Annotated in this window: 27 protein-coding genes; 12 read left to right on the top strand and 15 right to left on the bottom strand. The window is 72.2% G+C overall.

Translation table 11 applies throughout. From position 1 onward, the window contains the following. Positions 1 to 65 precede the first annotated feature (65 nt). Positions 66 to 494, top strand: a complete 429-nt coding sequence (locus IT072_RS07115) for an SHOCT domain-containing protein (protein ID WP_223360256.1) — start codon at positions 66 to 68, stop codon at positions 492 to 494. A 72-nt stretch (positions 495 to 566) separates the two neighbouring features. Here the strand turns inward: IT072_RS07115 and IT072_RS07110 are convergent, their stop codons facing one another. From IT072_RS07110 to IT072_RS07100, 3 genes are all read right to left on the bottom strand, one after another. After that, the gene (locus tag IT072_RS07110; protein WP_223360255.1) at positions 567 to 1,103 is read right to left on the bottom strand and encodes a hypothetical protein; all 537 of its coding nucleotides are present in this window, start codon (positions 1,101 to 1,103) and stop codon (positions 567 to 569) included. Positions 1,104 to 1,107: 4 nt separating this feature from the next. After that, a complete protein-coding gene (locus IT072_RS07105; protein WP_223360254.1) occupies positions 1,108 to 2,199 on the bottom strand; it encodes an ATP-binding protein in 1,092 nt (363 codons plus the stop codon). Between the two features lie 83 nt (positions 2,200 to 2,282). Further along, complete coding sequence (locus tag IT072_RS07100) at positions 2,283 to 2,627, bottom strand: hypothetical protein (protein WP_223360253.1); 345 nt, start codon at positions 2,625 to 2,627, stop codon at positions 2,283 to 2,285. Between the two features lie 96 nt (positions 2,628 to 2,723). Between IT072_RS07100 and IT072_RS07095 the strand changes: the two genes are divergently transcribed. Then, on the top strand, positions 2,724 to 4,115 hold the full coding sequence (locus tag IT072_RS07095; RefSeq protein ID WP_223360252.1) for a DUF2252 domain-containing protein: 1,392 nt from the start codon (positions 2,724 to 2,726) through the stop codon (positions 4,113 to 4,115). A gap of 44 nt (positions 4,116 to 4,159) precedes the next feature. Here the strand turns inward: IT072_RS07095 and IT072_RS07090 are convergent, their stop codons facing one another. Next, positions 4,160 to 4,612 carry a MarR family winged helix-turn-helix transcriptional regulator gene (locus tag IT072_RS07090; protein ID WP_223360251.1) on the bottom strand — a complete coding sequence of 151 codons (453 nt, stop codon included), beginning with the start codon at positions 4,610 to 4,612 and terminating at the stop codon, positions 4,160 to 4,162. A gap of 63 nt (positions 4,613 to 4,675) precedes the next feature. On the opposite strand from IT072_RS07090, the gene IT072_RS07085 reads away from it, so the two are divergent. Beyond that, positions 4,676 to 5,044: a VOC family protein gene (locus IT072_RS07085; RefSeq protein ID WP_223360250.1), complete on the top strand. Its 369-nt coding sequence runs from the start codon at positions 4,676 to 4,678 to the stop codon at positions 5,042 to 5,044. Positions 5,045 to 5,051: 7 nt separating this feature from the next. Here IT072_RS07085 and IT072_RS07080 read toward each other — a convergent pair whose 3' ends face one another. Both IT072_RS07080 and IT072_RS07075 read right to left on the bottom strand, forming a co-directional pair. After that, on the bottom strand, positions 5,052 to 5,843 hold the full coding sequence (locus tag IT072_RS07080) for an alpha/beta fold hydrolase (protein ID WP_223360249.1): 792 nt from the start codon (positions 5,841 to 5,843) through the stop codon (positions 5,052 to 5,054). Positions 5,844 to 5,854: 11 nt separating this feature from the next. Continuing rightward, positions 5,855 to 6,469 carry a helix-turn-helix domain-containing protein gene (locus IT072_RS07075; protein WP_223360248.1) on the bottom strand — a complete coding sequence of 205 codons (615 nt, stop codon included), beginning with the start codon at positions 6,467 to 6,469 and terminating at the stop codon, positions 5,855 to 5,857. 65 nt (positions 6,470 to 6,534) lie between these two features. Here IT072_RS07075 and IT072_RS07070 point away from each other — a divergent pair, with 65 nt between their 5' ends. After that, positions 6,535 to 7,500 (top strand): NAD(P)/FAD-dependent oxidoreductase, encoded by a 966-nt coding sequence (locus tag IT072_RS07070; protein ID WP_223360247.1) that lies wholly within the window; start codon positions 6,535 to 6,537, stop codon positions 7,498 to 7,500. Between the two features lie 34 nt (positions 7,501 to 7,534). Here IT072_RS07070 and IT072_RS07065 read toward each other — a convergent pair whose 3' ends face one another. Genes IT072_RS07065 through IT072_RS07035 form a run of 7 tightly spaced genes read right to left on the bottom strand, consistent with a single transcriptional unit; the run spans position 7,535 to position 12,419 of the window. Then, complete coding sequence (locus tag IT072_RS07065; protein WP_223360246.1) at positions 7,535 to 7,801, bottom strand: type II toxin-antitoxin system RelE family toxin; 267 nt, start codon at positions 7,799 to 7,801, stop codon at positions 7,535 to 7,537. Beyond that, on the bottom strand, positions 7,798 to 8,076 hold the full coding sequence (locus IT072_RS07060) for a type II toxin-antitoxin system Phd/YefM family antitoxin (protein WP_223360245.1): 279 nt from the start codon (positions 8,074 to 8,076) through the stop codon (positions 7,798 to 7,800). The genes IT072_RS07065 and IT072_RS07060 overlap by 4 nt, the downstream gene beginning before the upstream one ends. A gap of 50 nt (positions 8,077 to 8,126) precedes the next feature. Next, positions 8,127 to 8,936, bottom strand: a complete 810-nt coding sequence (locus IT072_RS07055; RefSeq protein WP_223360244.1) for an ABC transporter ATP-binding protein — start codon at positions 8,934 to 8,936, stop codon at positions 8,127 to 8,129. Continuing rightward, positions 8,933 to 9,604: a FadR/GntR family transcriptional regulator gene (locus IT072_RS07050; RefSeq protein WP_223360243.1), complete on the bottom strand. Its 672-nt coding sequence runs from the start codon at positions 9,602 to 9,604 to the stop codon at positions 8,933 to 8,935. Before IT072_RS07050 ends, IT072_RS07055 begins: the two co-directional genes overlap by 4 nt. A 60-nt stretch (positions 9,605 to 9,664) precedes the next feature. Next, entirely contained in the window at positions 9,665 to 10,273 is a 609-nt protein-coding gene (locus IT072_RS07045; protein ID WP_223360242.1) for a DUF5666 domain-containing protein, read from the bottom strand. Positions 10,274 to 10,297: 24 nt separating this feature from the next. Continuing rightward, entirely contained in the window at positions 10,298 to 11,743 is a 1,446-nt protein-coding gene (locus tag IT072_RS07040; protein WP_223360241.1) for a sensor histidine kinase, read from the bottom strand. Further along, complete coding sequence (locus IT072_RS07035; RefSeq protein WP_223360240.1) at positions 11,736 to 12,419, bottom strand: response regulator transcription factor; 684 nt, start codon at positions 12,417 to 12,419, stop codon at positions 11,736 to 11,738. The genes IT072_RS07040 and IT072_RS07035 overlap by 8 nt, the downstream gene beginning before the upstream one ends. Positions 12,420 to 12,540: 121 nt before the next feature. Between IT072_RS07035 and IT072_RS07030 the strand changes: the two genes are divergently transcribed. The 8 genes from IT072_RS07030 (at position 12,541) to IT072_RS06995 (ending at position 19,226) form a co-directional block, all read left to right on the top strand. Continuing rightward, positions 12,541 to 13,500 carry a DUF1996 domain-containing protein gene (locus tag IT072_RS07030; protein WP_223360239.1) on the top strand — a complete coding sequence of 320 codons (960 nt, stop codon included), beginning with the start codon at positions 12,541 to 12,543 and terminating at the stop codon, positions 13,498 to 13,500. Positions 13,501 to 13,588: 88 nt separating this feature from the next. Beyond that, positions 13,589 to 14,224 (top strand): hypothetical protein, encoded by a 636-nt coding sequence (locus tag IT072_RS07025; RefSeq protein ID WP_223360238.1) that lies wholly within the window; start codon positions 13,589 to 13,591, stop codon positions 14,222 to 14,224. Beyond that, entirely contained in the window at positions 14,211 to 14,564 is a 354-nt protein-coding gene (locus tag IT072_RS07020) for a hypothetical protein (RefSeq protein WP_223360237.1), read from the top strand. The genes IT072_RS07025 and IT072_RS07020 overlap by 14 nt, the downstream gene beginning before the upstream one ends. 20 nt (positions 14,565 to 14,584) lie before the next feature. Next, positions 14,585 to 15,484 carry a hypothetical protein gene (locus tag IT072_RS07015; RefSeq protein WP_223360236.1) on the top strand — a complete coding sequence of 300 codons (900 nt, stop codon included), beginning with the start codon at positions 14,585 to 14,587 and terminating at the stop codon, positions 15,482 to 15,484. Between the two features lie 17 nt (positions 15,485 to 15,501). Next, a complete protein-coding gene (locus IT072_RS07010) occupies positions 15,502 to 16,692 on the top strand; it encodes an OmpA family protein (RefSeq protein WP_223360235.1) in 1,191 nt (396 codons plus the stop codon). A 124-nt stretch (positions 16,693 to 16,816) separates the two neighbouring features. After that, positions 16,817 to 17,464, top strand: coding sequence for an NADPH-dependent F420 reductase (locus IT072_RS07005; protein WP_223360234.1), 648 nt, complete (start codon positions 16,817 to 16,819; stop codon positions 17,462 to 17,464). A gap of 170 nt (positions 17,465 to 17,634) precedes the next feature. After that, positions 17,635 to 18,546 (top strand): VOC family protein, encoded by a 912-nt coding sequence (locus IT072_RS07000; protein ID WP_223360233.1) that lies wholly within the window; start codon positions 17,635 to 17,637, stop codon positions 18,544 to 18,546. Continuing rightward, positions 18,543 to 19,226 (top strand): alpha/beta hydrolase, encoded by a 684-nt coding sequence (locus tag IT072_RS06995; protein ID WP_223360232.1) that lies wholly within the window; start codon positions 18,543 to 18,545, stop codon positions 19,224 to 19,226. The genes IT072_RS07000 and IT072_RS06995 overlap by 4 nt, the downstream gene beginning before the upstream one ends. Here IT072_RS06995 and nhaA read toward each other — a convergent pair. Continuing rightward, positions 19,174 to 21,063 (bottom strand): Na+/H+ antiporter NhaA, encoded by a 1,890-nt coding sequence (nhaA, locus tag IT072_RS06990; protein ID WP_223360231.1) that lies wholly within the window; start codon positions 21,061 to 21,063, stop codon positions 19,174 to 19,176. The genes IT072_RS06995 and nhaA overlap by 53 nt on opposite strands. Continuing rightward, entirely contained in the window at positions 21,060 to 22,403 is a 1,344-nt protein-coding gene (locus IT072_RS06985) for an MFS transporter (RefSeq protein WP_223360230.1), read from the bottom strand. Before IT072_RS06985 ends, nhaA begins: the two co-directional genes overlap by 4 nt. Positions 22,404 to 22,433 lie beyond the last annotated feature (30 nt).

Here is a 22,433-nt window from a genome sequence, read left to right as displayed (position 1 = left end):
CCCGCGCAGCACTACTCTCAGCTCACGCCCAGGTCACAAGGAGCCGGGGCAAGGAGGGGTACGACATGTCTTTCTGGGACAACTTCTGGAACATCATCTGGCTCTTCTTCTGGAGCTTCGCGTTCATCGCCTACCTGTTCGCGCTGTTCTCGATCATCAGCGACCTGTTCCGGGACCACAAGCTCAACGGATGGTGGAAGGCGCTCTGGATCCTCTTCCTGATCTTCGTGCCGTTCCTCACCGCCCTGGTCTACCTGATCGCACGCGGTCCGGGAATGGCCGAGCGCAGTCAGCGCGACGCCAAGCAGGCGCAGTCCGCGGCGGACCAGTACATCCGCCAGGTCGCGGGCACGAGCCCGGCCGACGAGATCGCCAAGGCGAAGGCTCTGCTCGACTCGGGCACGATCACCCAGGCGGAGTTCGACCACCTCAAGTCCGTCGCGCTCGGCCACCAGGCCACGGCTCCCACGTCGCCCGCGGCGCCGACCGCCTGAGTCGACGGCGCGTCGTCCGACCGGTTGAGGCGAGCCGCACTGCCGGTCGGATCCGCGCCGTCTGTCGGGCGCTCAGTGCTGCAGGGCGATCTTCAGCACGATCACGACCACGCCGAACAGCCCGGTGACGACCGCTCCGAGCAGGCAGGACCAGAGCGGCCGATGACGCACGAGGAAGACGAGGAATCCCAGCAGCGCGAGCATGAGCACCGCCAACCACAGCGCGAGGAAGGTCGCGAACTCCGCGGTGAGGATGCCGACCACGGCGAGCACCAGCGGCACGCTCGGGATGACGGCCGCTTCGAGCATGCCCGCCGACTCCGCCATCGCGTGGCGGAGCGAGTCCCGCATCCGATCGCTCAGCCGGTCGGCGTCGCCGTGGAAGCCGAGGGCGGTCGAGTAGACGTGCGCCAGCCAGAACACGACGATGCTCACCACCGAGAGCACCAGCACCCGCACGGCGGCGGTCGGATCCCGGTCGTCGACCGTCGCCGCCGCGACGACGCTGGCGTACACGATCGTTCCGTAGATCGCGGCGGGCGTCCCCCAGTGCTGCCACAGGGCACGCTGCACCCGGATGGTCTGATTGTCCGCCTGGTTCAGATCCATGCCGTCAGGCGCTCGCCCGCGCCTCCACCGCCAGGTCACCCCCGCCCTCGACGGTGAGGCGCTTGCCGACCCGCACCAACTGCGGCTCGTCCGAGAAGCCGCCGGCGAACAGCGCCTCCCCCTTGCGGAACGTGGGCGACTGCTCGAGCACCGCCGCCGGGACGAATCCGAACACGTCCGCGATCTCGGCGAGATCGCGCGGCGCGTTCATGCGCATCAGGCCGAGATTGTCGCACTGCGAGAGCACATTGGGGTGGATCTTGGTCGGGCGCTGGGTCGAGAGGAACAGCCACAGCCCGAATTTGCGGCCCTCCGCGGCGATCTGGATGATCTGCTCGATCAGCTGCTGCTCGATGTCGTTGCGCGCGACCGGCGGGCAGAAGTTGTGCGCCTCGTCGATCACGATGAGCAGCGGTCGGCGTTCCATCCGCCGCTGCCAGAGGTGCTCCAGCACGCAGAGCGCGGCCGCCTGCGGCTCGCCCGTGTGCGAGAACCCGCCGACGTCCAGCACGGTCACGCGCGGCCGCTCGTCGAGCACGTCGACCACGGAGGCGCGACCGAGCGACCAGAGCGGCCATTTCAGAATCTGCAGGTTGTCGATGCGCATCCCCAGCCTCCGCCTGGCCGGGTCGTCCGACGCGAAGAGGTTGTCGAGGAAGCCGACCTGATCGTAGTGCTCCGCGCGCTTGTCGAGGTGGAGCAGCGCGTTGTACTCCTCCTCGTCGGCGATGGGGTCGAGGCGCCCGACCGCGGCCTGGGACCGCACGCTCAGGTCGACGTAGCGGGCACGCAGTTGCGGCTCCTCGGCCGTGCTGCTGTGGAAGACGCGGATGTCGGTCTCCTGAAGGCGGGCGGCCTGCGCAGGGTCGGCGTCCTCCCTGGTCCGGTCCAGCTGTACGAAGTCGGCGTTCGGGTCCATGATGCCCATCGGGAGCTCGGTCTCCAGCAGCAGCTGCTCCAGCACGACGCCGAGTGCGTACGTCTTGCCCGACCCGCTCTGCCCGCACCAGAAGGTGTGCCGGTTGAAGCGGGAGCCGTCGATCACGGCGGGCCGGTCGGGCGCGTCGACCAGCGTGCCGATCGTCAGCGGGATCATCGTGTCTCGTCCATGGTCGGCCCCTTCCGCCTGCCGCGATCGTAGCCAGCCGCCTGCGCGGCGCACCAGACCCGGCCCGCGGCTCAGCGGGCGAGGGGCCGCAGGTTCTCGGGCAACGGGAACGGCAGCGTGTAGAACAGCTGGGGTGCGCCGACGGCGCCGAAGTCGTCCTGCTTGGCGACGATCCGGTTCGGCGACACCTCGGCCAGACGCACGCGCAGCCAGCTGCCGTCGTCGAGCCTCAACTCGTACAGCTCGGCGAGGTAGCCGATCCCCGCGCGGTCCAGGGTCTTCTCCGCCGTGAGCCAGTCGACCGCGCCCGCGAGCTCGCGGCCGAGCAGATCGACGGGGACGAAACCGTCGCCCTCCGGACGCATCCATCCCACGCGCTCGCCGTCGTCTCTGCGGTGCTCGATCCAGTCCTCCATGCGGTCTAACCTAGCGGCCCACGCGCGGCTAGGATGAGGCCGCTGCGGGCGCACCCGACACCCGCCGACCGCTCGTCGCCGCGAGAAGGGCTCAGCATGGACATCGACACTGTCAGCCCCCGGGCCGAGACACCCCTCGACGAGGAGGAGCTCGCCGACGCCGGGCGGGCGCGCCGCGAGAGCCTCCCCCGCTCGGCGCACGCGGAGTACACGCCGCCCGCCGGCCGGGACCCGCTCGGAATCCTCGCCACCCAGCACGAGGCGAGGCTGCAGAGCCTCGTCGACCTGCGGGTCGAGCGGATGAGCGCGGATGCCTTCTCGTTTTACCGCGGCACGGCGGCCATCCAGTCCGCCGATCTGGCCGGCGGTCCCACGACCGGCACCGAGGTCGTCGTGTGCGGTGACGCCCACCTGTCGAACTTCGGCATGTTCCGCTCGCCCGAGAACGCCATGGTCTTCGACATCAACGACTTCGACGAGGCGACCGTCGGCCCGTGGGAGTGGGACCTCAAGCGCCTCCTCGGCAGCGTCGTCATCGCAGGGCGATCGCTGGGCGCCGCCGAGCCGGACCTCGTCGGGATCGAGGAGGACGCCGCGAGCGCCTACCGCGACTGGCTGGCCCGCACCCTCCGCCACAGCCTGCGCGAGCGCTACTTCCGCCCGACCTCGGTCAACGAACGGCACCGTCGCCTGCACCCGGAGACCGAGCGGATGATCCAGGAGGTCGCGCGCGCCTCCGGCAAGCGCACGAGCCAGCGCGTGGCGAAGCGCGCTCTCGAGCCGGACGGCGCCGGCGGCCTGCGCTTCGTCGACCGTCCGCCCATCCTGCAGCGCGCCGAGGAGGAGATCCGCGATCTCGCGGACGCCGCCTTCCAGCGCTACCGGGCGACCGTGCCGCCGAACGTCGCACTGTTGCTCTCGCAGTACCGGCTGGTGGATGTCGCCCGCCGCGTCGTCGGGGTGGGAAGCGTCGGCACCCGGTGCTTCATCCTCGCTCTCCGCGGACCGGCGGACGAGACGCTCATCCTGCAGCTGAAGGAGGCGGGCACCTCCGTCGTCGAGCAGTTCGGCGGGGTGGCGCCGCTGCCCGGCTACCTCGACCCCGAGCTGTTCCCCGCGCAGCAGGGCTACCGCGTCGTCGCCTGCCAGCGCATCCTGCAGGCCGTCTCCGACCCGTTCCTCGGTTTCTTGGCGGAGCGCGGGTTCACCTTCTACATGCGGCTGTTCCGCAACCGGAACGCCTCGTTCGAGATCGGAACGATGAGCCCGGTGCAGTTCAGCGACTACGCGCGGGTCTGCGCGGTGGTGCTCGCGCGTGCGCACGCCCGGTCGCCCAAGGCCGCGTTCGTGTCCGGCTACCTGGGCAGCGGCGACGCCTTCCCCCGCGCGGTCGCACGCTGGTCGTCGGCGTACGCCGACCAGGCGGAGCGGGACTTCGCGACGTTCGTGGAAGCGGCACGGGACGGGCGGTTCACGGTCGCCGCCTAGCCGCGTCGCCTCCCGGATGCGCCTCCTCCTGGACGCGTCGCCTCTCAGACGCTGCCGGCGCGAAGGGAGCCGACCATGCTGCGCAGTATCCGCAGCGCGGCGGACCGATCCTCGTCGTCCAGACCCGCCAGCATCCGCAGTTCGACGGAGCGGACGGCTGCCGACGCCGCATCCAGGCTCCGCCTCCCCCGGGGCGTGAGCCGTGTCGGCAGCGCTTTGCCGACCGGAGCCTCGGCGGGGCGCGTCACGAAGCCGTCCCGCTCGAGCGCCTGCAGCAGCACGTTCATGGACTGCCGGGTCACGAATGTCCCCCGCGCGAGCTCCGAGTTCGACAGGCCGGGTCGCTGCGCGAGCAGTTCGAGGCACGAGTAGTGCGTCACGGTCATCCCGAGCGGTTTCAGCACCTCCTCCATGGCCGCGCGGAGAGCGCTGGACGCCTCTTTGAGGAGGTATCCCAGGGACGTCTCGAGGTCGATTCCCTCGCCATCTTGACTCATGTCAGTATTCTGACATAGATTCTCTCATGTCAGAAAACTGACACATGAACGAAGGAGCACCCCATGCCCGCCACCGGCCCCGACTTCCTCTCCCTCCAGGTGCGCGACCTCGACGCCTCGCAGGCGTTCTACGAGCGCTACCTGGGCCTCGTCCGCTCCCCCGCGGGCCCCCCGCACGCCGTCGTCTTCGCGACGGCTCCGATCGCGTTCGCGCTCCGCGACATCGCACCCGGCACCGACCTGGACGCCGCGCCGCAGCCCGGCATCGGCGTCGCGCTCTGGCTGCACGCCACCGACGTGCAGGCCATCCACGACGCGCTCGCCGCCGACGGCCACCCCATCGTCACTGCGCCGTTCGACGGGCCGTTCGGTCGCACGTTCACCTTCTCCGACCCGGATGGCTACCAGATCACCCTGCACGACCGCGCGTGAGCCGTCATCAGGCTGGATGCGCCCGCCGCTGCCCGGGCGGCAGCAGGAACGCCCGCACCGCCTTCAGCACGGCGGGCGTGTCGAGCTGCAGCCCGTGGCCGGCGTCGAACGCCTGGAGCCGCGCGTCCTGGATGCCATCGGCGAGCAGCTGCGCCTGCGGCAGCGGCGTGAGCGCATCGTGCTCGCCGTGCAGCACGAGCGTCCGGGCGCGGATGCGGGCCAGCGCCTCGCGGGCGTCGTGGTCCCGGCTGGCGGCGAAGTGACCGCGCAGCGCCTCGCGGCCGGCGACACGGGTGAAGAAGCCGTCGACGGCCGCGGGGTGCGCCTCCGCCCAGGCGGCGTCGAAGAACAGGGGCGTCATCCGTGCGCGATCCCCGCTCAGCAGGTCGGCGACCACCGCCGGGTCGCGTCGCTCGCCCCCGCGGTCGCTCGCCGTGGTGGCGATGAGCACGAGGCGACGCACCCGCTCCGGGTCGTCTGCGGCGAGCCACTGCGCGACGCGGCCGCCCATCGAGTGGCCGACCACGTGCGCGGCCGCGACCCCGGCCGCGTCGAGCACCGCGACCGCGTCGTTGGCGAACGCTCTGGTCGTGTAGCGGGCGGCGTCGCCGCCGTCGCTGTCTCCGATGCCGCGATGGTCGAACACGATCACCCGGAAGTCGCGTGCGAGCGCGTCGGCGAAGGGACCCCAGCCGTGCATCCCCGTCGCCTGACCGGCGATGAGCAGGACGGGAACGCCGGTCCCCCGCTCGGCGAAGGCGATGCGCGCCCCGTCGTCGGCGATGGCGTAGTCGGGCACGAACGCCCAGCCTAGTCCCGGTCGCGCGTGTCGACGGTGCCGCGACCGTGCGTCGGCCGGGCGCGCACGTGCATCCGCTCGCCCTGCTTGCCGAACAGGCTGAGGAACTCCACACCCTCCTCGCCCGCGCGGTCGAACCAGTGCGGCACGCGGGTGTCGAACTCCGCCGCCTCGCCCGGCTCCAGCACGAGGTCGTGCTCGCCCAGCACCAGCCGCAGCCGGCCGTTCAGCACATAGAGCCACTCGTATCCCTCATGGGTACGCGGTTCGGGCTCGGGAGCGGCGGAGCCGGTCGGGATCACCATCTTGTACGCCTGGATGCCACCGGGGCGCCGGGTGAGCGGCACCACCGTGCGCCCGTGCATCCGGGTCGGCCGCAGATGGACGCGCGGGTCGCCCGTCGGAGGCGCGTCGACCAGTTCGTCGAGCGTGACGCCGTGGGCGCGCGCCAGTGGCAGCAGCAGCTCCAGCGTCGGCCGGCGCGCGCCCGACTCGAGCCGTGACAGCGTGCTGACGGAGATGCCCGTCGCCTCGGACAGCTCGGTCAGCGTGAGGTCGCGCTTCGTCCGCAGCGCCCGCAAGCGGCGGCCGACGGCGTCGAGTGCGTGGTCGAGTTCATCGCTCATCCTCCCACTTTGCCATTTTGGCAAGGAAGTTTGCCAGCAGAAGCTGCACCGCCCAGCATCGGAGGATGCAGAACCTCGACTTCGATGTCATCGTGATCGGCGGCGGCGCCGCCGGACTGAGCGCCGGGCTCATGCTCGCCCGCTCGCGCCGCTCCGTGCTGGTGCTCGACGCCGGCGCACCCCGCAACGCCCCCGCCGCCGCCGTCCACGCCCTCTTCGGCCGAGACGGCACCCCGCCGGCCGAACTGGCGGAGCGCGGGCGCGAGGAGGTGCGACGGTACGGGGGCGAGGTGCGCGCTGCCGTCGTCACCGATGCCCGACGCGATGCGGCCGGCTTCGGCGTGACGACAGACAGCGGTGACACGCTCCGCGCCGCCCGCCTCGTCATCGCCACAGGACTGGTCGACGACCTCCCCGCGCTCCCCGGCCTGCGCGAGCACTGGGGCCGCGACGTCGTCCACTGTCCGTACTGCCACGGCTGGGAGGTGCGCGACACCGCGATCGGCGTTCTCGCGCTCCACCCGCGCGCCGTGCACCAGGCCCTGCTGTTCCGCCAGTGGAGCGACGATGTCGTCCTGTTCGTGAACGACTTCGCCGAGCCGACCGTCGAGGAGTCCGAGCAGCTCGCCGCCCGCGGCATCCGCGTCGTGCGCGGGGCCGTCGCCGCCGTCGAGTCCGCGGACGGCCGCGTGACCGGCCTGCGCCTCGCCGACGGCAGCGTCGAACCGCGCTCCACGATCGCCATCGCAGCACGCTCCCTCGTCCTCGCTCCGTTCTTCGCCGGCCTCGGGCTCGAGCCGGAAGAGCTCCCCCTCGGCATGGGCGAGCACCTCGTCGTCGACCCGGCCGGCCGCACCGCCGTCCCGGGCGTCTGGGCTGCCGGAAACGTCACCGACCCCTCCGCCCAGGTCGGCATGGCCGCGGCGGCCGCCGCCTTCGCTGCGGCACAGCTGAACATGGAGCTGGTGCAGGAGGACGTGCAGCGCGCCGTCGCGGCGCAGCGGGAGCAGGCGGTGGGCGCGGCGGGGTGAGGGTCAGCGGAGAGCGGTTCAGCAGCGCTGCGGATCAGCGGGGGCGATACGCGTCCGCGCGGTGATCCACCCGCACGACGAGGACGCGGACTTCTTCATCCTGGATCTCGTACAGAATCCGGTACGGACCGCGCCGCGCACTGAAAAGGCCCGAGAGCTCCCGCTCCAGCGCCTTGCCGACACGTCGAGGGTTGCGCGCCAGATCGCCATAGGCGAACTCGATGACGGCTGGCACGATCCTCGGCGGGATGCGCTCGAGATCCCGGACAGCGGTCGAGGCGAAGATCACCTCGTACGTCATCGGCGCGGAACGCCGAATCGCGCCCGGATCTCGTCTTCGCCGAGTCCGCCGCCTGATTCGACTTCTCGACGCGCCTCGGCGAGCCGGGCAACGAGGTCGTCACCGGTGGAGAGCCAGTGGAGACGCTCCTGCAACTCCTCCCATTCGTCGATTCCGATCAGCATCGCGGCAGGTGACCCGTTTACCGTGATTGCCACCTCTTCACGAGTGTGCGACGCGGAGTCGACCAGCTCACTCAGGCGGGCCTTCACGGCGGAGATCGGCAGAGTCTGCATAAGGACCATTATAGGCTGAATTCTAGTCCTTTATGGACCATTATTCAGACCTATCTGGCGACCCGCTCCCGCACCGCCCGCGCACTCCAGCGCCCGTCCGCGCGCTCGACCCGGATGGCGTGCTCGAACGCCCGGGTGACCGTCTCCGTCGTCACGGCCTCGGCGATGGGGCCCGTGGCGACGATGCGGCCGTGGGAGATCAGGAGAGCGTGCGTGGTCGTCTCCGGCAGCTCCTCCAGATGGTGCGTCACGAGCACGGAGGCGAGGTCGGGGGCGGTGCGGGAGAGGTCGTCGATGGTCTCGAGCAGCTGCTCGCGGGCGGCGACGTCGAGACCCGTGGTCGGCTCGTCGAGCAGGAGGAGGCGCGGGTCGGCGATGAGGGCGCGTGCGATCAGCGTGCGGCCACGCTCGCCCTGCGAGAGCGTCGGCCAGCGGGCGTCGAGGCGGCCGTCCAGGCCGACCGTGTGCAGGAGCTCGTGGGCGCGCGCGATCTGCTCGGGCGTCGCCGTCCAGCGCAGGGGCGGCTCCAGGGTGCCCGTCAGCCCGGTGAGCACGACCTCTGTCACGGTGAGGGGCGAGCGGACGGGGTGGCGCGGGTTGACGTGACCGATGTGGCGGCGCAGCTCCTGTAGCTCCACGCGGCCGAGGCGGCGGCCGAGCACGTCGACCGTGCCCGAGGTCGGAAAGGTCAGGGCGCCGCAGAAACCGAGCACGGTGCTCTTGCCCGCGCCGTTCGGCCCGAGGAGCGCCCAGTGCTCCCCGGCACGCACGGTGAGGTCGATGCCGTCGAGGATGTGCGTCCCGTCGCGGCGGAACGTCACGTCGCGCAGTTCGAGTACGGCGGAAGCCGATGCGGTCACGAGAGGCGCTCCTTCAGCGAGGCGAGGTGGTCGCGGCTGAGCCGGGCGGCGGCGACGGCGTCGTGGTCGGCGATCGCGTCGAGCAGCGCGCGATGGGCATCGTGATCCCCGGCCTCGTCCGCGACCGGGCGCAACCGCAGCATCTCCACCATCGCCTGGCGCAGGCGCGGCACGAAGCCGTCGAAGAGCTCGGCGAGGATGTCGTTGTGGGCGGCCGCGACGACCGCGCGGTGGAAGGCGGTGTCGGCGTCCACGTGCGCCTCCAGGCCCGCGTCGGCGCCGGCCGCCCCCCGCGCGTCCAGGGTGCGGCGCAGAGCGCGGAGCTCCACCGGAGTGCGGCGGGCCGCCGCGAGCGCCGCCGCCTCCGACTCTATCGCGATGCGCGCCTCGATCACCGAGAGGATGTCCGCACGGCGCAACACGGCATCCCACTCCTCCGGAGCGTCGAGGGCGGTGACGAACACGCCGGCGCCCTGTCGCGACTGGAGCACGCCGCGCCCCGCGAGCTGCCGGATCGCCTCCCGCACGGTCGAGCGGCCGACGCCGAGCTGGGGGGCCAGCGTCGTCTCGCCGGGGAGCTTCTCGCCGAGCGTCCACTCACCGGAGCGGATGCGCTCCAGCAGGGCGTCGGCGGCCTGGTCGGCGAGCGGGGCGCGGAGGAAGGGCATGAGGGCAGTCTATGCCCCTCCTCCGCCGTTTCTTGTCTGCTTGTCTGAGGAGAATTGGTGTCAGGCAGTCGGCGCCGGCGTCGGCGTCCCCGTGTGGGCGGAGGCGGGCAGCATGACGATCCGCTTCGCCGTCACCGTGTCGCCGGAGCGCATCCCGAGCACCCCGACGCGGTCGCCCACGGCGAACGATGACCGCTCGGCGGGCTTCGCCGCGGTCCCGAAGGCGGTCGTCGACGCGATCGTCACGGTCACCGTCGCCCCGTTCGCCGTGTGGACGGTCCAGGTGGAGCCGTCGATCGCGGCGATGGTGCCGCGCACCCCGTGCGCCTTCCTCTTCGCGCTGCCGCGAGCCTTCGACGAGGCCTTCGCGGACGACGCCTTCTTCGACGCGGCGGTGTGGTCCAGCGCGGTGCTCGACATCGAGGCGGCCGGCTGCGCCGCGGCGACCGCGGCAGAGACCCCCCACGCGGTGCCGCCGGCGAGCAGCACGACGGCGAGCGCGCCCGCCGCGACGGCGACGCCCACGGCGTGCCGGTGCACGAAGCCTGTGGCGGTCGAGGACGCGGTGCCCGGCTGCGCGGCGGTCGGCGGCGTCACCGGTCCGGGTTGCGCCGCACGGGTGTCGGGCGCGGAGGGAAGGGGCTGGGTCGGGTCGGTCTCATCGTTCATGCCGACCACTCTGCGCCCGCCGGGTCAGCGGCGTGCGAGCGGAGTGTTCGAGGAACGTAAAGGGGCCGCGGGTGGGAGACCGACCACGAACGCGGCTCCGCCCTCCGGCGCGCGGCGCACCGAGATCGCACCGCCCAGCCGCCCGACCAGCCGCCGTGCGATCGACAGGCCGAGCCCGGTGCCGACCGGACGGAGGTCGCGGTAGCGGTCGCGCAGCTCCCCGCGCTCGAACGCCACGGCGCCGTCGGCCTCGTCCAAGCCGGGGCCACCGTCGCGCACCTCCAGCTGAACACCCCCCGGGTCCGCCCCGTCGTCCGTCGTCCGGGCGGCGATCACGATGGGGGCTCCGGCGGGCGTGACGCGGAGCGCGTTCTCGACCAGGCCGTCCACGATCTGGCGCAACCGCATCTCGTCCGTGACGATCGGCAGCTCGTCCGCCGGGAGCTCGGCGCGGAGGGCGACTCCCACACGCGCGCAGGCCGCCGCCCACGCCTCGACGGTCCGCTGCACGGTACCGCGGGCGTCGAACCGCTGCGGGTCGATGGCGAAGTCGTCGGCCTCCAGCCGCGCGAGCTCCAGGAGGTCGTCGACGAACCGGCGCAGCCGCTCCGACTCCGTGGTCAGCGTCGCCCCGATGCGGGCGGTCTCCGCAGCGGGCACCATCCCGTCGGCGAGGGCCTCCGCGTAGCCGCGGATCGCGGTCAGCGGGGTCCGGATCTCGTGGGAGACCGAGAGCAGGAACTCGCGCTGGCGGTCCTCGCTCGCCGACAGCGCCTCGTCGAGGGTGCGGAGCGCGGCGGCGACGTCCTCGATCTCGGCGACCGGCTGATCGGCGATCGCGACGCGACGCCGTCCCTGCGCCAGCTCGCGGGCGCCGGCCGCGAGCCGGGTCATCGGCCGGCCGAGCAGCCGCGCCAGCAGCCAGCCGGCGGCGGTCGCCACGACCAGACCGACCACGAGCGCGACCGCGATCCAGCGGAGGAGCTCAGCGGTGCCCGCCGCGATGTCGGCGACCTTGCGCACGCCCACCACCCCGCCGCCCGCCGGGCCCGGGATGCCGACCAGCACCGCGTCCCGTCCACCGATCGTCGTCGTGGTCGAGACGGCCCGCCCGTCCTGCAGCTCGCGCACGACGACGTCGTCGACGGAGGCGCGCGCCGGCCCGCTCACCGTCCCGTCGGGCGCGACGACGGCGAACCGGTCGCCGAGCACGGTGAGCCGCTGCGTCAGCCGGTCGAGTCGGGTCGCACTGGTCGCCGCGTCCGCGACGAGCGCGGTCGCCTGCGCCCTGAGCTGCTGGCGGGCCTGGCCCTCCGCGACCGATTGCACGACACCCACCGACACCACCGCGGTCACGAGCACCGCGATCAGGGCCACCGCGAACGTGACCAGGACGATGCGCCCGGTCAGCGAGGCGGGCGTGCGACGGCGCTTCGGCGGGCGCCGCTCGGGCGCCGCGCGCTCAGCCATCGTCCGCCGCGCTGTAGCCAACGCCGCGCACCGTGCGGATCGCACCCGCCGCCTCCCCCAGCTTGAGCCGCAGCTGCGCGACGTGCACGTCGACGGTGCGGCTGCTGCTGTAGTCGGCGACACCCCACACGCTCGACAGCAGCTGCTCGCGGGTGAACACCCGGCCGGGCTGCGACGCGAGGTGCGCCAGGAGGTCGAACTCGGTCGCCGTGAGGTCGATCCGGCGTCCGTCGACCTCCACCCGCCGTCGGGCGGAGTCGACGCTGACCGGGCCGAGGATCGTGACGTCGCCCGCGATCGCCCCGGAGGCGCGGCGCACGAGACCACGCACCCGTGCGACGAGCTCCCTCGGCGAGAACGGCTTGGTGACATAGTCGTCGGCGCCGAGCTCGAGCCCGACGATCCTGTCCACCTCGTCGTCGCGCGCCGTCACGAACACGACCGGCGTCCAGTCGCCGCGCCCGCGGAGGGTGCGGCACACCTCGATGCCGTCGAGTCCGGGTAGGCCGATGTCGAGCACGATCGCCGTCGGGCGCAGACGCACGACGGCGTCCAGTGCCTTCCGGCCGTCCGTCTCGACGTGCACACCGAAGCCCGCGCCGCCGAGGTACAGCCGCTCGAGCTCGCTGATCGTCGGCTCGTCCTCGACGATCAGCACCAGCCCGCGCTCCTCCACCCGCTCATCCTCCCCGCAACGGGCGGCGGCGCGCGCCGGACGCGGCGGATCTCTGGGCGGTCTTACCGGTTCTTTACATTCCCCTCTCACAGACCGAACGCGGAGCGCGTGGACTCGCGTCATGTCCGCACTCCGCATCCCCTCCCGCGTCGGCATCGCTCTCGCCGCCGCCACCGCACTCGTCCTCGCCGTCGGGACCGCCGCGGCAACTGCGGCGGTGACGGCCGCCGGCGTTTCCGGCAGCTCGGCGCCTCCCGTCTCGACGGCCGGCTTCCCCGCCGGCGGCCACGACCCGGGCATCTTCACCGACACCTGCTCCCGCAGCCTCACCGCGCCGAACGATCCGATCATGATGCCCGGCATGAGCGGGATGTCGATGCAGCACGACTTCTTCGGCAATCCGGCCGTGGTGGCCTCCTCGACCGCGTCGACCCTCCGCGGCGGACCGACCACGTGCTCCACCTCCGCAGACGCGTCGGCCTACTGGACGCCGGTCGTCTACCAGGGGGGAACCGCGCTCGTGCCGTCGCGGACGCTGCTCTACTGGCGCGACCCCGCCGCGATCGCCGCGGCGACGCACGCCATGCCCGAGGGGATCAGCCTGATCGCCGGAGACGAGACCGCCACCGCGCCGCAGAGCACCTCGGTTGTCGACTGGACCTGCACGACCACCCGGCGGGACCCGCATCCCGCGCGCGCCTCCCTGCCGCACGACTGCGCGGGCGGCTCTCAGCTGCGCCTGGTGATCACGTTCCCGAACTGCTGGGACGGGCGGACGATGGACGGCCGCGACCGCTCCGGCGCGGTCTACGCCACCGCGACGGGATGCCCGTCGTCGCATCCCGTGCAGATCCCGCAGATCGTGCTGCACGTCACCTATCCGACGTGGAGTGCGGCGGGAATCACCCTCTCGACCGGGCCGGACACCCACGGGCCGCCGGTGACAGGACACGCCGACTTCGTCGACGGCTGGCAGCAGCCGCGCATGGCGGCGGACGTCGCCGCCTGCGTGGAGGCGCAGGTGCGTTGCGGCCCCGTGCGCGGCGCCGATGCGACGCCGCAGGGCGGCAGGCAGCGCTGACAGCGCAACGTCACGATCCGGTCACTTTCAGGAAACGTTCGAGGTTCCCCTGGAATCCGTACAGAACCGCTCTTTACGCTCCCCCGATATGACCACCCAGCCGCTGAGGGTCGGCCCACTGGCCCGGCGACGACTCGAGCGGCGCGCCCGCGAGGATGCCGCCGCGCTCCGTGGCGCGCCCGCGAGCGAGGCCTCCGCTCCGCCGACCGTGGCCGCCCTCCAGGCCCGCGCCAACGCCTACGCCCGCCGCGAGGAGCAGCGCTTCCACCGCCGCGTGCGACGCGAGCTGAGCGAGCACCGCATGCTCGCGGCCGGCCTCCGTACCGATCTCGACGCCTTCGACGAACGCATCGACGCGCTGCCTCCCGCCGAGCGCGACCACGCGCGCATCGCCGTCGGCGACGGACCGGTCTACGTCGAACTGCGTCGGCTCGAGCGCCGGATCTCGCGCGGCCACCGCCGCGCGGAGCAGCTCGCCGCGGTCATCCACGCCCATTTCACGGCCGCCCGGCTGCGCGCCGCGCGGCACTTCGACCGCTCCGACGAGAAGATCGCCGTCTATTGGGGCATGTACCGCGGGGCGCTGACCCGCGATACGGCCGGACGCGAGGGAGGGGACGCCGCCGTCGCGCGCGCCCCCGAGCTGCGCCGGGCCGACTGGCTGACCACGGCGCGCACCGACGCGCTCGAACACTGGCAAGGAGGAGCCGATGGCCAAGCGTGACCGGCTGACCGAGTACCGCGTGCCCAACGTCTCCCGGCTGCGCCGACGCCTGCTGTGGCGTCTTCGGCGGCTGCGCGACGCCGTCGACGTGGAGACGCTGGAGGTCTTCGAGCACGAGCTCGCCGCGTTCGAACGCGCGGGAGCCGCGGAGCTCGAGCGGCAGCGCACCCGCAACATCGCCGTGTGCTCCGCCCGCGTCGCCGAGGCGCAGAAGCGCGAAGAGCTGATCCGCAGCGCGCTCGAACGCATCGAGACCGACATCCTCCGCGCCGACGAGGCCGCCGCCCGCCTCGACGACCGCCTCCACGGCAGCGACCCGTCGCTCCACAACTACGCCTGACCGACCCAGGAAGGACGCCGATGGCCAGGGACATCGTCACCCGCCCGCCCCGCATCCGCCCGTCCGTCGGGCACCTCTCGCCCGTCGCGCACGTGTTCGTGTACGTGCTGCTCGTCGCGATGCTCGCGGTGGACTACATCCTGCTCGCGCAGGCGCTCACCCTCCTGCTGCGCAACGACAGCCAGTACGGCTCGATCGGCCTGCAGATGTACGTCATCACCCTCGGCATCTCGCTCGCGGTGGTGACGCTGCCGCACGCGGTCGCGATCATCCTGCGCCGGGTGCAGGCCCGGGTCATGGCGCGCGGCTGGATCCCCGCCGCGGTCGCATTGGCCCTCGTCTGGGCGGCGCTGCTGGCCGCGATCACGGTCGCCCGGATCAAGGCGGGGATGGACGCGTCGTCGTCGGGCGGCCTCACCGGCCTCGTCGGAGGCGACACCGCCCCCGCCGCGCCCACCTTCTCGTGGACGGCGCCGGACACGATCATGGCGTTCCTCATGCTGGGCGTTCTGGCGACATCCGGGGCCGTCAGCTTCGTCATCGCCTGGGTGACGACGAAGCCGTTGCTCACCGCGGCCGAGAAGGCGCACGCCCACGCCGAGCGGCTGCGCGCACACCGCGACCGGCTGCGCGGGGAGGCCGTCGCCGCCGGCGAGGCCACCCGCCTGGCGTTCCAGCTCGACGCCCACGACGCCGTCCGCTACACCGGCGCCCGGGTGACCTTCCACTCCCGTGTGGACGTGGTACGAGCCCAGCTCGGCGTCCGCCTCGCCCAGCGTGAGCGCGACCCCGAGAGCACGAGCCAGATCATCCGCGAGCTGCGAGCCCGCCGCAGCGCCGCAGCCGTCGAGGCGGCACCCGGAGCGCACGCCGCCCCCACCCCGCCGCCCGAGCACCCCGTGTGGCCCGCCCAGTCCTGACCTCGAGGAGCCCCTCCGTGCCGTCCTTCCCCCGCCTCCGCACCGTCCTCGCCGTCGCCGGCGCCCTCGCGCTCACCGCGGGCCTCGCCGCCTGCACGTCGGCGACCGCCGCCGGCCAGGCGTGCGACCAGTCCTCGCCGCGCAACCTCGGCGTCGTCGCCGGCAGCACCGCGAACGCCCCGGCGACTGCTCTGCCCGCCTCCGCCACCGCCCAGCTGAAAGCGGTCGGCGCGAGCAACGGCAGCGTCACGGTCGTGGTGCCGTCCGGCACACCGCAGGTCATGGGAACCACGCTCATCGGCTCGACGGCGCAGGACGCGATCGTCTGCCAGAACGAGCAGCGGACCAAGCTCACGCAGATCACCCAGTACATCGACGGGCTCAAGGCGGCGAACCCGCAGGTCGACTTCCTCGGCGCGATCGACCAGGCGGCGCGGAACCTCGGCACGGATCCGATGGGCGTGCTCGTCGTCGGCAGCGGCCTGCAGACCGTCGACCCGCTCGACTTCGCCGGCACCGGCCTGCTCTCCGCCGACCCGCAGCAGGTCGTCGCTGACCTCACGTCGCGCGGCCTCCTCCCGACGGATCTGAAGGGCGTCACCGTCTACTGGTCGGGGATGGGCGACGTCGCGGGTGCGCAGCAGCCGCTCACGATTCCCGCCCGCAGCAACCTCGAGGCGATCTGGACGGCCGTCGTGAAGGCCGCGGGCGGCACGCTCTCGCTGCTTCCGGAGCCCGCGTCGGGCGGCGCGACGACCGGCCTGCCGGAGGTGAGCCCCGTCGCGGTGGACGCGGTCGCCACCAAGACCGACTGGTCGCACCCGGTCGTGATCCGCGACAGCGAGCTGCGCTTCACCAAGGACACGGCGACCTTCGCCGACCCCACGTCGGCGCAGCAGGTACTCGCGTCCCTCGTGCCGGCCATCGAGCAGAACGGCCGGACGATCACCGTCACAGGCACGGCCTCCAAGGATCAGGCGACGAGCAACACGGCCGACCTCGCGCTCTCGCAGCGCCGGGCGGAGGCGGTGAAGGCCGCGCTCGTCGCTCTCGGCGTCCCGGCCGCGGATCTGGCCACCGCCGGCGTCGGGCACGACTGGTGCGGCTGGCGCGCCGAGACGGACGCGAGCGGCGCCTACTCCGACGCCCTCGCCGCGCAGAACCGCACCGTCGTGCTCACCTCGACCGGCGTCGACCTCTGCGCCTGAGCCTCCCCCTCCTCCACCGAGGGGTCGCACATCGCCGGAATGACCCGGCCGGAGCGGCGGAATGCGACCCCCGTGCGGGCAAGCGGGCGGGAATGCGCCGGGGCGCGACCGGGTTCGCCCGAGTATGACAACCATCGGACTCATCGGATCTGGACACATCGGCTCCCAGCTCGCGCGACTCGCTGTGGCGCGCGGCTACGACGTCGTGCTGAGCAACTCGCGCGGCCCCGAGTCGCTCGCCGGGCTCGTCGCCGAGCTCGGCCCGCACGCGCGCGCCGCGACCCCCGCCGAGGCGGCGAGCGCCGGCGAGCTCGTCGTCGTGACCGTCCCGCTCGCGGCCGAGGCGACCCTCCCCGTCGCGGAGCTCGCGGGCAAGATCGTCATCGACACGAACAACTACTACCCGCAGCGCGATGGGAACATCCCGGAGCTCGACGATGAGTCGACCACGGTCGCCGAACGGCTGCAGGCCACGCTTCCGACCTCGAAGGTCGTGAAGGCCTTCAACCACATCGGTGCCGCCGCCCTCACCACCGAGGGTCAGGAGCCCGGCACCTCGGATCGCCGCGCCCTCATCGTCGCCGGCGACGACCCCGAGGCCCGTGCCCGGGTCGCCGCCCTGATCGACGAGTTCGGCTTCGACGCCCTCGACATCGGCCCGCTCTCCGAGGGATGGCGCATCCAGCGCGACACCCCCGGATACGGCACGCGCTACGACGTCGCAGGCCTCCGCGAGGCCCTGGCCGCGGCGAAGCGCTACCGCGACATGTAGCCACCACCCGCCGCACGGCACCGCACAGGGGTCGCATTCCGCCGCTACGCTCACGACATTCCGGCAGAATGCGACCCCTGTGCCGTATGGGAGGCGGTTAGTTGAAGCGTCAACAAAATGGGGTACACTTTGTTGATACGACAACCTTTCATCTCGACCGAGGACTCACGATGACCACCGATCAGCTGCTCGACGCCGCCACGCACATGGCGGCCCCCACCCTCCGCGTCGGCGACCTGGAGCTGATGTCGTCGTACTACGCCAACGCGTTCGCGTTCGAGCCGCTGGCCGAGCGGGCGGACGCACGCGGTCGCGAGGTGCACCGCGTACTCGGTCGCGACGGCGCACCGATGGTGTCCCTCATCCACACCCCCGACCTCCCCGCCGTCGATCCGCGCCAGGCCGGACTCTTCCACAACGCCTTCCTCTTCCCCGACGCCGCGAACCTGGCCGCGACCGTCTACCGGGCGGCGCAGGACCCGCGCAGCCGCTTCGCCGGCTCCAGCGACCACCTCGTCTCCGAGGCGTTCTACTTCACCGACCCGGAGGGCAACGGCGTCGAGCTCTACACGGATCGCCCGCGCGAGACGTGGCGCCGCGAGCGCGGCCAGATCCTGATGGACACCACGTACCTGGACCCCAACGCGTACCTGCAGGCCCACCTCGCGCAGGAGGTCCTGGATGCAGGATCCGCCCTCAGCGGCACCGTCGGCCACGTGCACCTGCAGGTCGGCGACATCCCGACGGCGAAGGCCTTCTACGTCGACGCCCTCGGCTTCGAGTCCACCCTGTCCGAGTACCGCGGGGCGCTCTTCGCCTCCGCGGGCGGGTATCACCACCACATCGCGATGAACGTCTGGAACAGTGCCGGCTCCGGCCCGCGCGCCGCCAGCCTCGGTCTCGGCGATGTGGCGATCACCGTGCCCGATCGCGCCGAGCTGGATGCGCTCGCGGCCCGCCTCCGCGCGCGCGGCATCCCCTTCGCCGACGACGGCCGGTCGGTCGTGGTGGCGGATCCGTGGGGCACCCAGGTCAGCGTCGTGCTGCCCGATCTCAGCGTCGACGAGGTGCTCGCCCGATGAGCGTCCCGGCCGCGGAGGTCGCGATCTCCCACGCCGTCGCGCCCGCCGATCAGGAGGACGCTCCGGTCACGGCCGTGCTGCTCCACGGGTACGGCTCGAACGAGCACGATCTTGCCGGGCTGTCGGCGGCGCTGCCCGAGGGCCTCCCCTGGGTCTCCCCGCGCGCCCCGCTGCCCACGCCGAACGGCGGTGCGGCCTGGTTCCCGATCTCCACGCCCGGCAGCCCCGACCCGGCGCCGGTCGCGGCCGCCACGGACGCGATCTGGGCGTGGGTCGACGCGCAGCTCGGGCCGGACGCCCTCGTCCTCCCGATCGGCTTCTCTCAGGGCGGCCTGATGGCGAGCCAACTGCTCCGAACCCGTCCTGAACGTGTCGCCGCCACGGTCGTGCTCGCCGGATTCGTGCAGGCCACGCCGCAGCGGGCGGACGCCTGGCTCGCCACCTCCCGCCCTCCGGCCTTCTGGGGCCGCGGCGACGCGGACGGTGTCATCGCCGGCCCTGCCGTCGATCGCACGGCCGCGTGGCTCCCCGCGCACACGACGCTCGAACAGCACGTCTACCCGGGCCTCGGCCACGGCATCTCCGCTCAGGAGATCGACGACCTCCGGACGTTCCTGCGACGGGTGCTCACGACCCCGGGCGCCCAGGAGGCACCGGCGCCGTCTCCTGCAGCGCCCTGATCAACGACTGCGCGTCGTACGGGCCGACGTGCCGTCTGCCGTTGATGTAGAACGTCGGGACGGCGGTGATGTCCATGGCCTCCGCGTCGAGCATGTCGTCACGCACGCGGGCAGTGACCTCCGGCGAGGCCAGGTCGGCTTCGAAGCGGTCCAGATCGAGGCCCAGCTCCTCGGCGCGGCGGATGATGTCGGAGGGCAGCTGGTGCTCCTGGTCGGCGAACAGGCTGCGCTCGAACTCGAAGAACCTGCCCTGGCGGGAGGCGGCCTCCGAGGCCTCCGCCGCGGCGAGCGCGTTCGGGTGGAACCGGGTGAGGGGCGCATGCCGCCAGACGTAGCGGACGCGGTCGCCGAGCACGGCGCGCACCTCGCCGACCGAGCCGGTCGCTTTGAGGCAGAAGCCGCACTGGAAGTCGCCGTACTCGAGGAGGGTGAGCGGCGCGTCCGGGTCGCCGAAGACGTGGTCGCGCGCGGGATCGACCGGCCGCACCAGGGTGAGACCGGCCTCCTCTTTGGGGCGGCGGGCGTCGGAGAGGCGGAAGATCACGGTCGCGACGGCGAAGGCGATGACCGTGGCGGCGAGGACGCCGACGCGGGCGGCGTTCTGCGACGTCTCGTCCGGGATGGCGAGGTCGACGATGAAGAGCGAGATCGTGAAGCCGATCCCGCACAGGGCCGCGCCGCCCGCGAGCCGGTCGGGTGTCAGTCCGGGGCCGAAGTCGCCGATGCGCAGCGCGCGCATGATGAGGGTCGAACCGAAGACGCCGACGAACTTGCCGACGACGAGTCCGGCGACGACGCCCCATGCCAGCGGGGAGACGAGCGCCCCGGCCAGGATGTCGCCGTCCAGGCGCACACCCGCGTTGGAGAGCGCGAACAGCGGCAGCACCACGTACGCGACGTAGGGCGACCATGCCGACTGCAGGCGCTCGTTGATCGAGATGGACTCGCGCAGGCTGTTGGCCGCCGCGCGCGCGTACTCGGTGTTCGGCGACTGGCGGAAGGTGCGCGCCAGATCGAGGGCGTGCTCCACGTCGCGGCGGTCCGGGCGGTAGACGGGGATGAGGAGGGCGATGGCGACCCCGGCGAGCGTGGGGTGCACGCCGGAGGCGAGGAACGCCAGCCACACCACGACGGCGAGCGTCGCGTAGACCGGCCCGCGCCCGGCGGGGAGGTAGCGCGTCAGGTAGACCCCGGCGAGTCCGACGGCCGCGACGATCAGGGGCAGCGGCGTGAAGTCCTTCGTGTAGACGAAGGCGATGATGCTCAGCGCGCCGATGTCGTCGACCACGGCGAGCGCCAGCAGGAAGACGCGCAGCCTCCCGGTGGCGTGCGGCCCGATGAGCGCGAGGGCGCCGACGAGGAACGCGGTGTCGGAGGAGATCACGATCCCCCACGCGTGCGCGTCGCCCGTGCCCGCCGCGAAGAGGATGAAGATCAGTGCGGGGACGGCCAGCCCGAAGAGCGCTGCGACCACCGGCACGACCGCACGCGACCAGCTCGTCAGCTCCCCGATGGCGAACTCGCGCCGGACCTCCAGCCCGACCGTGAAGAAGAAGATCGCCATCAGGGCGTCGTTGACGAGCGCGTGGAGGGTGAAGTCCAGGTGGAGGTCGCCGAGCCCGAGCGTCAGGTGGGTGTCCCAGAACGCCTCGTAGCCGCTGAAGGAGAGGTTCGCCCAGACGATGGCGATCGCGGTGGCGGCGAGCAGCAGCACGGCACCGATCCTGCTGCGCCCGGCCGCGCGGAACCGCTCGGCGAGCGTCGGTCGCCGGTCGCGCGAGGTTCCCTGCTGCTCGGGGTCGGGCGAGCGCTGGATCAGGGTGAGATTGGTGGTCACGCGGACTCCATCGGTACTGGTTCGAGTTCCCCGCGGTACTCCGCGGAGAGCAGTCGGTACGACCTCGTCGCGAAGGCGAGCAGCGCCAGCACGACCATCGCCAGGCCGGAGAAGAGGAAGACGAGCGCGATCCCGCGGGCGTCGCCGTCGCCGAGAAGCCAGCCCCACGTCGTCTCCCCCGCCCCCGACTCCATGTACGGGATGATGAGGAACTGCGCGAGCGGCGCGATCAGGAAGGCTGTGATCGGGGCGGCGGCAGACTCGAACGCCTGCGCGAAGCCGAATACGCGCCCCTGCCGGGTGAACGGCACGACCTTCTGGATGACCGTCTGCTCCGACGCCTCGACCGCGGGGATCAGCGTCATGTAGAGCCAGATCCCCACCACGTAGAGCGGCCACCACTCGCGGATCGTGAAGAGCGCGCCGAGCACGCCCATCAGCGCGACGAGGAGCAGCATGGTGCGGATCGGGTTGCGACCCAGCCCGAACTTCGCCACCAGCAGGCCGCCGACGATGAAGCCGGTGGACGAGATCCCGAGCACGACTCCCCACCATTCGACCGCGAACAGCTCGAGGCCGTACGGGTCCATCAGCGCCATGTAGACGCCGCCGATCAGGTTGTTGAAGCACGAGAAGACGATCAGGGCGAACAAACCGGGGGCGCTGCGGATCGCGGCGATGCTGCCCCGCAGATCCACTGCGGGCGGAGCGCCCTCCTCCGCTTCCGGGCGGTCCTCCGGGATGCGGAGGAACAGCAGATGACCCAGAGCGGCTGCGGTCAGCAGAATGGCGATGACCAGTGTCCAGCCCATCCCGAGCAGTCCGACGGAGAGCCCGCTGAACACGCTGGTGACGATGAAGGCCACCCCCTGCACCGTCCCCACGAGCCCGTTCGCGTTCGCATGCCGTTCGACGGGGACGAGGAGGGTGACCGTCGTCGACAGTGCGATGTTGCGCATGTTCTCGACGACGGAGCCGAACAGGATGACGCCCGCGAACACCCAGAACATCGGCCCGCCCAGGTCGAGCAGCGCGGACTCCGGGAAGACGAGGTACAGCAGGCCCGCGACACCGAATGCGACCAGGGTCACGGTCGCGGCGAAGAGCATCACCTGGTGCTTGCGATGCCGGTCGACGATCGTCCCGAACACGATGGAGAACACCGCCACCAGCAGCATGTAGGAGCCTCCGACGATCCCGGTCGCGAGCACCGAGCGCGTCTCGAGGTACACCCAGAAGGTCAGCGCGAACCACAGGTACGACGTGGTCACGTTGGCCACGGCCGTGTTCACCAGCACCTGGGCGAAGGTGCGGAGGCCGGCGGTCGGCGTCTCCGTCATGCCACCGAGGGTACGGCACGGGTGCGCCGC

Origin of the sequence: Leifsonia sp. ZF2019 (assembly GCF_019924635.1) — a bacterium.
In the GTDB taxonomy this organism is placed as follows: domain Bacteria; phylum Actinomycetota; class Actinomycetes; order Actinomycetales; family Microbacteriaceae; genus Leifsonia.
The sequence above is the reverse complement of the archived record's forward strand: the minus strand, read 5'-3'. Positions and strand labels throughout refer to the sequence as shown.

Coding starts and splice junctions, on each gene's coding strand:
- IT072_RS07115 (WP_223360256.1), top strand. CDS start 66: ATGTCTTTCTGGGACAACTTCTGGAACATCATCTGGCTCTTCTTCTGG.
- IT072_RS07110 (WP_223360255.1), bottom strand. CDS start 1,103: ATGGATCTGAACCAGGCGGACAATCAGACCATCCGGGTGCAGCGTGCC.
- IT072_RS07105 (WP_223360254.1), bottom strand. CDS start 2,199: ATGATCCCGCTGACGATCGGCACGCTGGTCGACGCGCCCGACCGGCCC.
- IT072_RS07100 (WP_223360253.1), bottom strand. CDS start 2,627: ATGGAGGACTGGATCGAGCACCGCAGAGACGACGGCGAGCGCGTGGGA.
- IT072_RS07095 (WP_223360252.1), top strand. CDS start 2,724: ATGGACATCGACACTGTCAGCCCCCGGGCCGAGACACCCCTCGACGAG.
- IT072_RS07090 (WP_223360251.1), bottom strand. CDS start 4,612: ATGAGTCAAGATGGCGAGGGAATCGACCTCGAGACGTCCCTGGGATAC.
- IT072_RS07085 (WP_223360250.1), top strand. CDS start 4,676: ATGCCCGCCACCGGCCCCGACTTCCTCTCCCTCCAGGTGCGCGACCTC.
- IT072_RS07075 (WP_223360248.1), bottom strand. CDS start 6,469: ATGAGCGATGAACTCGACCACGCACTCGACGCCGTCGGCCGCCGCTTG.
- IT072_RS07070 (WP_223360247.1), top strand. CDS start 6,535: ATGCAGAACCTCGACTTCGATGTCATCGTGATCGGCGGCGGCGCCGCC.
- IT072_RS07065 (WP_223360246.1), bottom strand. CDS start 7,801: ATGACGTACGAGGTGATCTTCGCCTCGACCGCTGTCCGGGATCTCGAG.
- IT072_RS07060 (WP_223360245.1), bottom strand. CDS start 8,076: ATGCAGACTCTGCCGATCTCCGCCGTGAAGGCCCGCCTGAGTGAGCTG.
- IT072_RS07050 (WP_223360243.1), bottom strand. CDS start 9,604: ATGCCCTTCCTCCGCGCCCCGCTCGCCGACCAGGCCGCCGACGCCCTG.
- IT072_RS07045 (WP_223360242.1), bottom strand. CDS start 10,273: ATGAACGATGAGACCGACCCGACCCAGCCCCTTCCCTCCGCGCCCGAC.
- IT072_RS07040 (WP_223360241.1), bottom strand. CDS start 11,743: ATGGCTGAGCGCGCGGCGCCCGAGCGGCGCCCGCCGAAGCGCCGTCGC.
- IT072_RS07030 (WP_223360239.1), top strand. CDS start 12,541: ATGTCCGCACTCCGCATCCCCTCCCGCGTCGGCATCGCTCTCGCCGCC.
- IT072_RS07025 (WP_223360238.1), top strand. CDS start 13,589: ATGACCACCCAGCCGCTGAGGGTCGGCCCACTGGCCCGGCGACGACTC.
- IT072_RS07020 (WP_223360237.1), top strand. CDS start 14,211: ATGGCCAAGCGTGACCGGCTGACCGAGTACCGCGTGCCCAACGTCTCC.
- IT072_RS07015 (WP_223360236.1), top strand. CDS start 14,585: ATGGCCAGGGACATCGTCACCCGCCCGCCCCGCATCCGCCCGTCCGTC.
- IT072_RS07005 (WP_223360234.1), top strand. CDS start 16,817: ATGACAACCATCGGACTCATCGGATCTGGACACATCGGCTCCCAGCTC.
- IT072_RS07000 (WP_223360233.1), top strand. CDS start 17,635: ATGACCACCGATCAGCTGCTCGACGCCGCCACGCACATGGCGGCCCCC.
- IT072_RS06995 (WP_223360232.1), top strand. CDS start 18,543: ATGAGCGTCCCGGCCGCGGAGGTCGCGATCTCCCACGCCGTCGCGCCC.
- IT072_RS06985 (WP_223360230.1), bottom strand. CDS start 22,403: ATGACGGAGACGCCGACCGCCGGCCTCCGCACCTTCGCCCAGGTGCTG.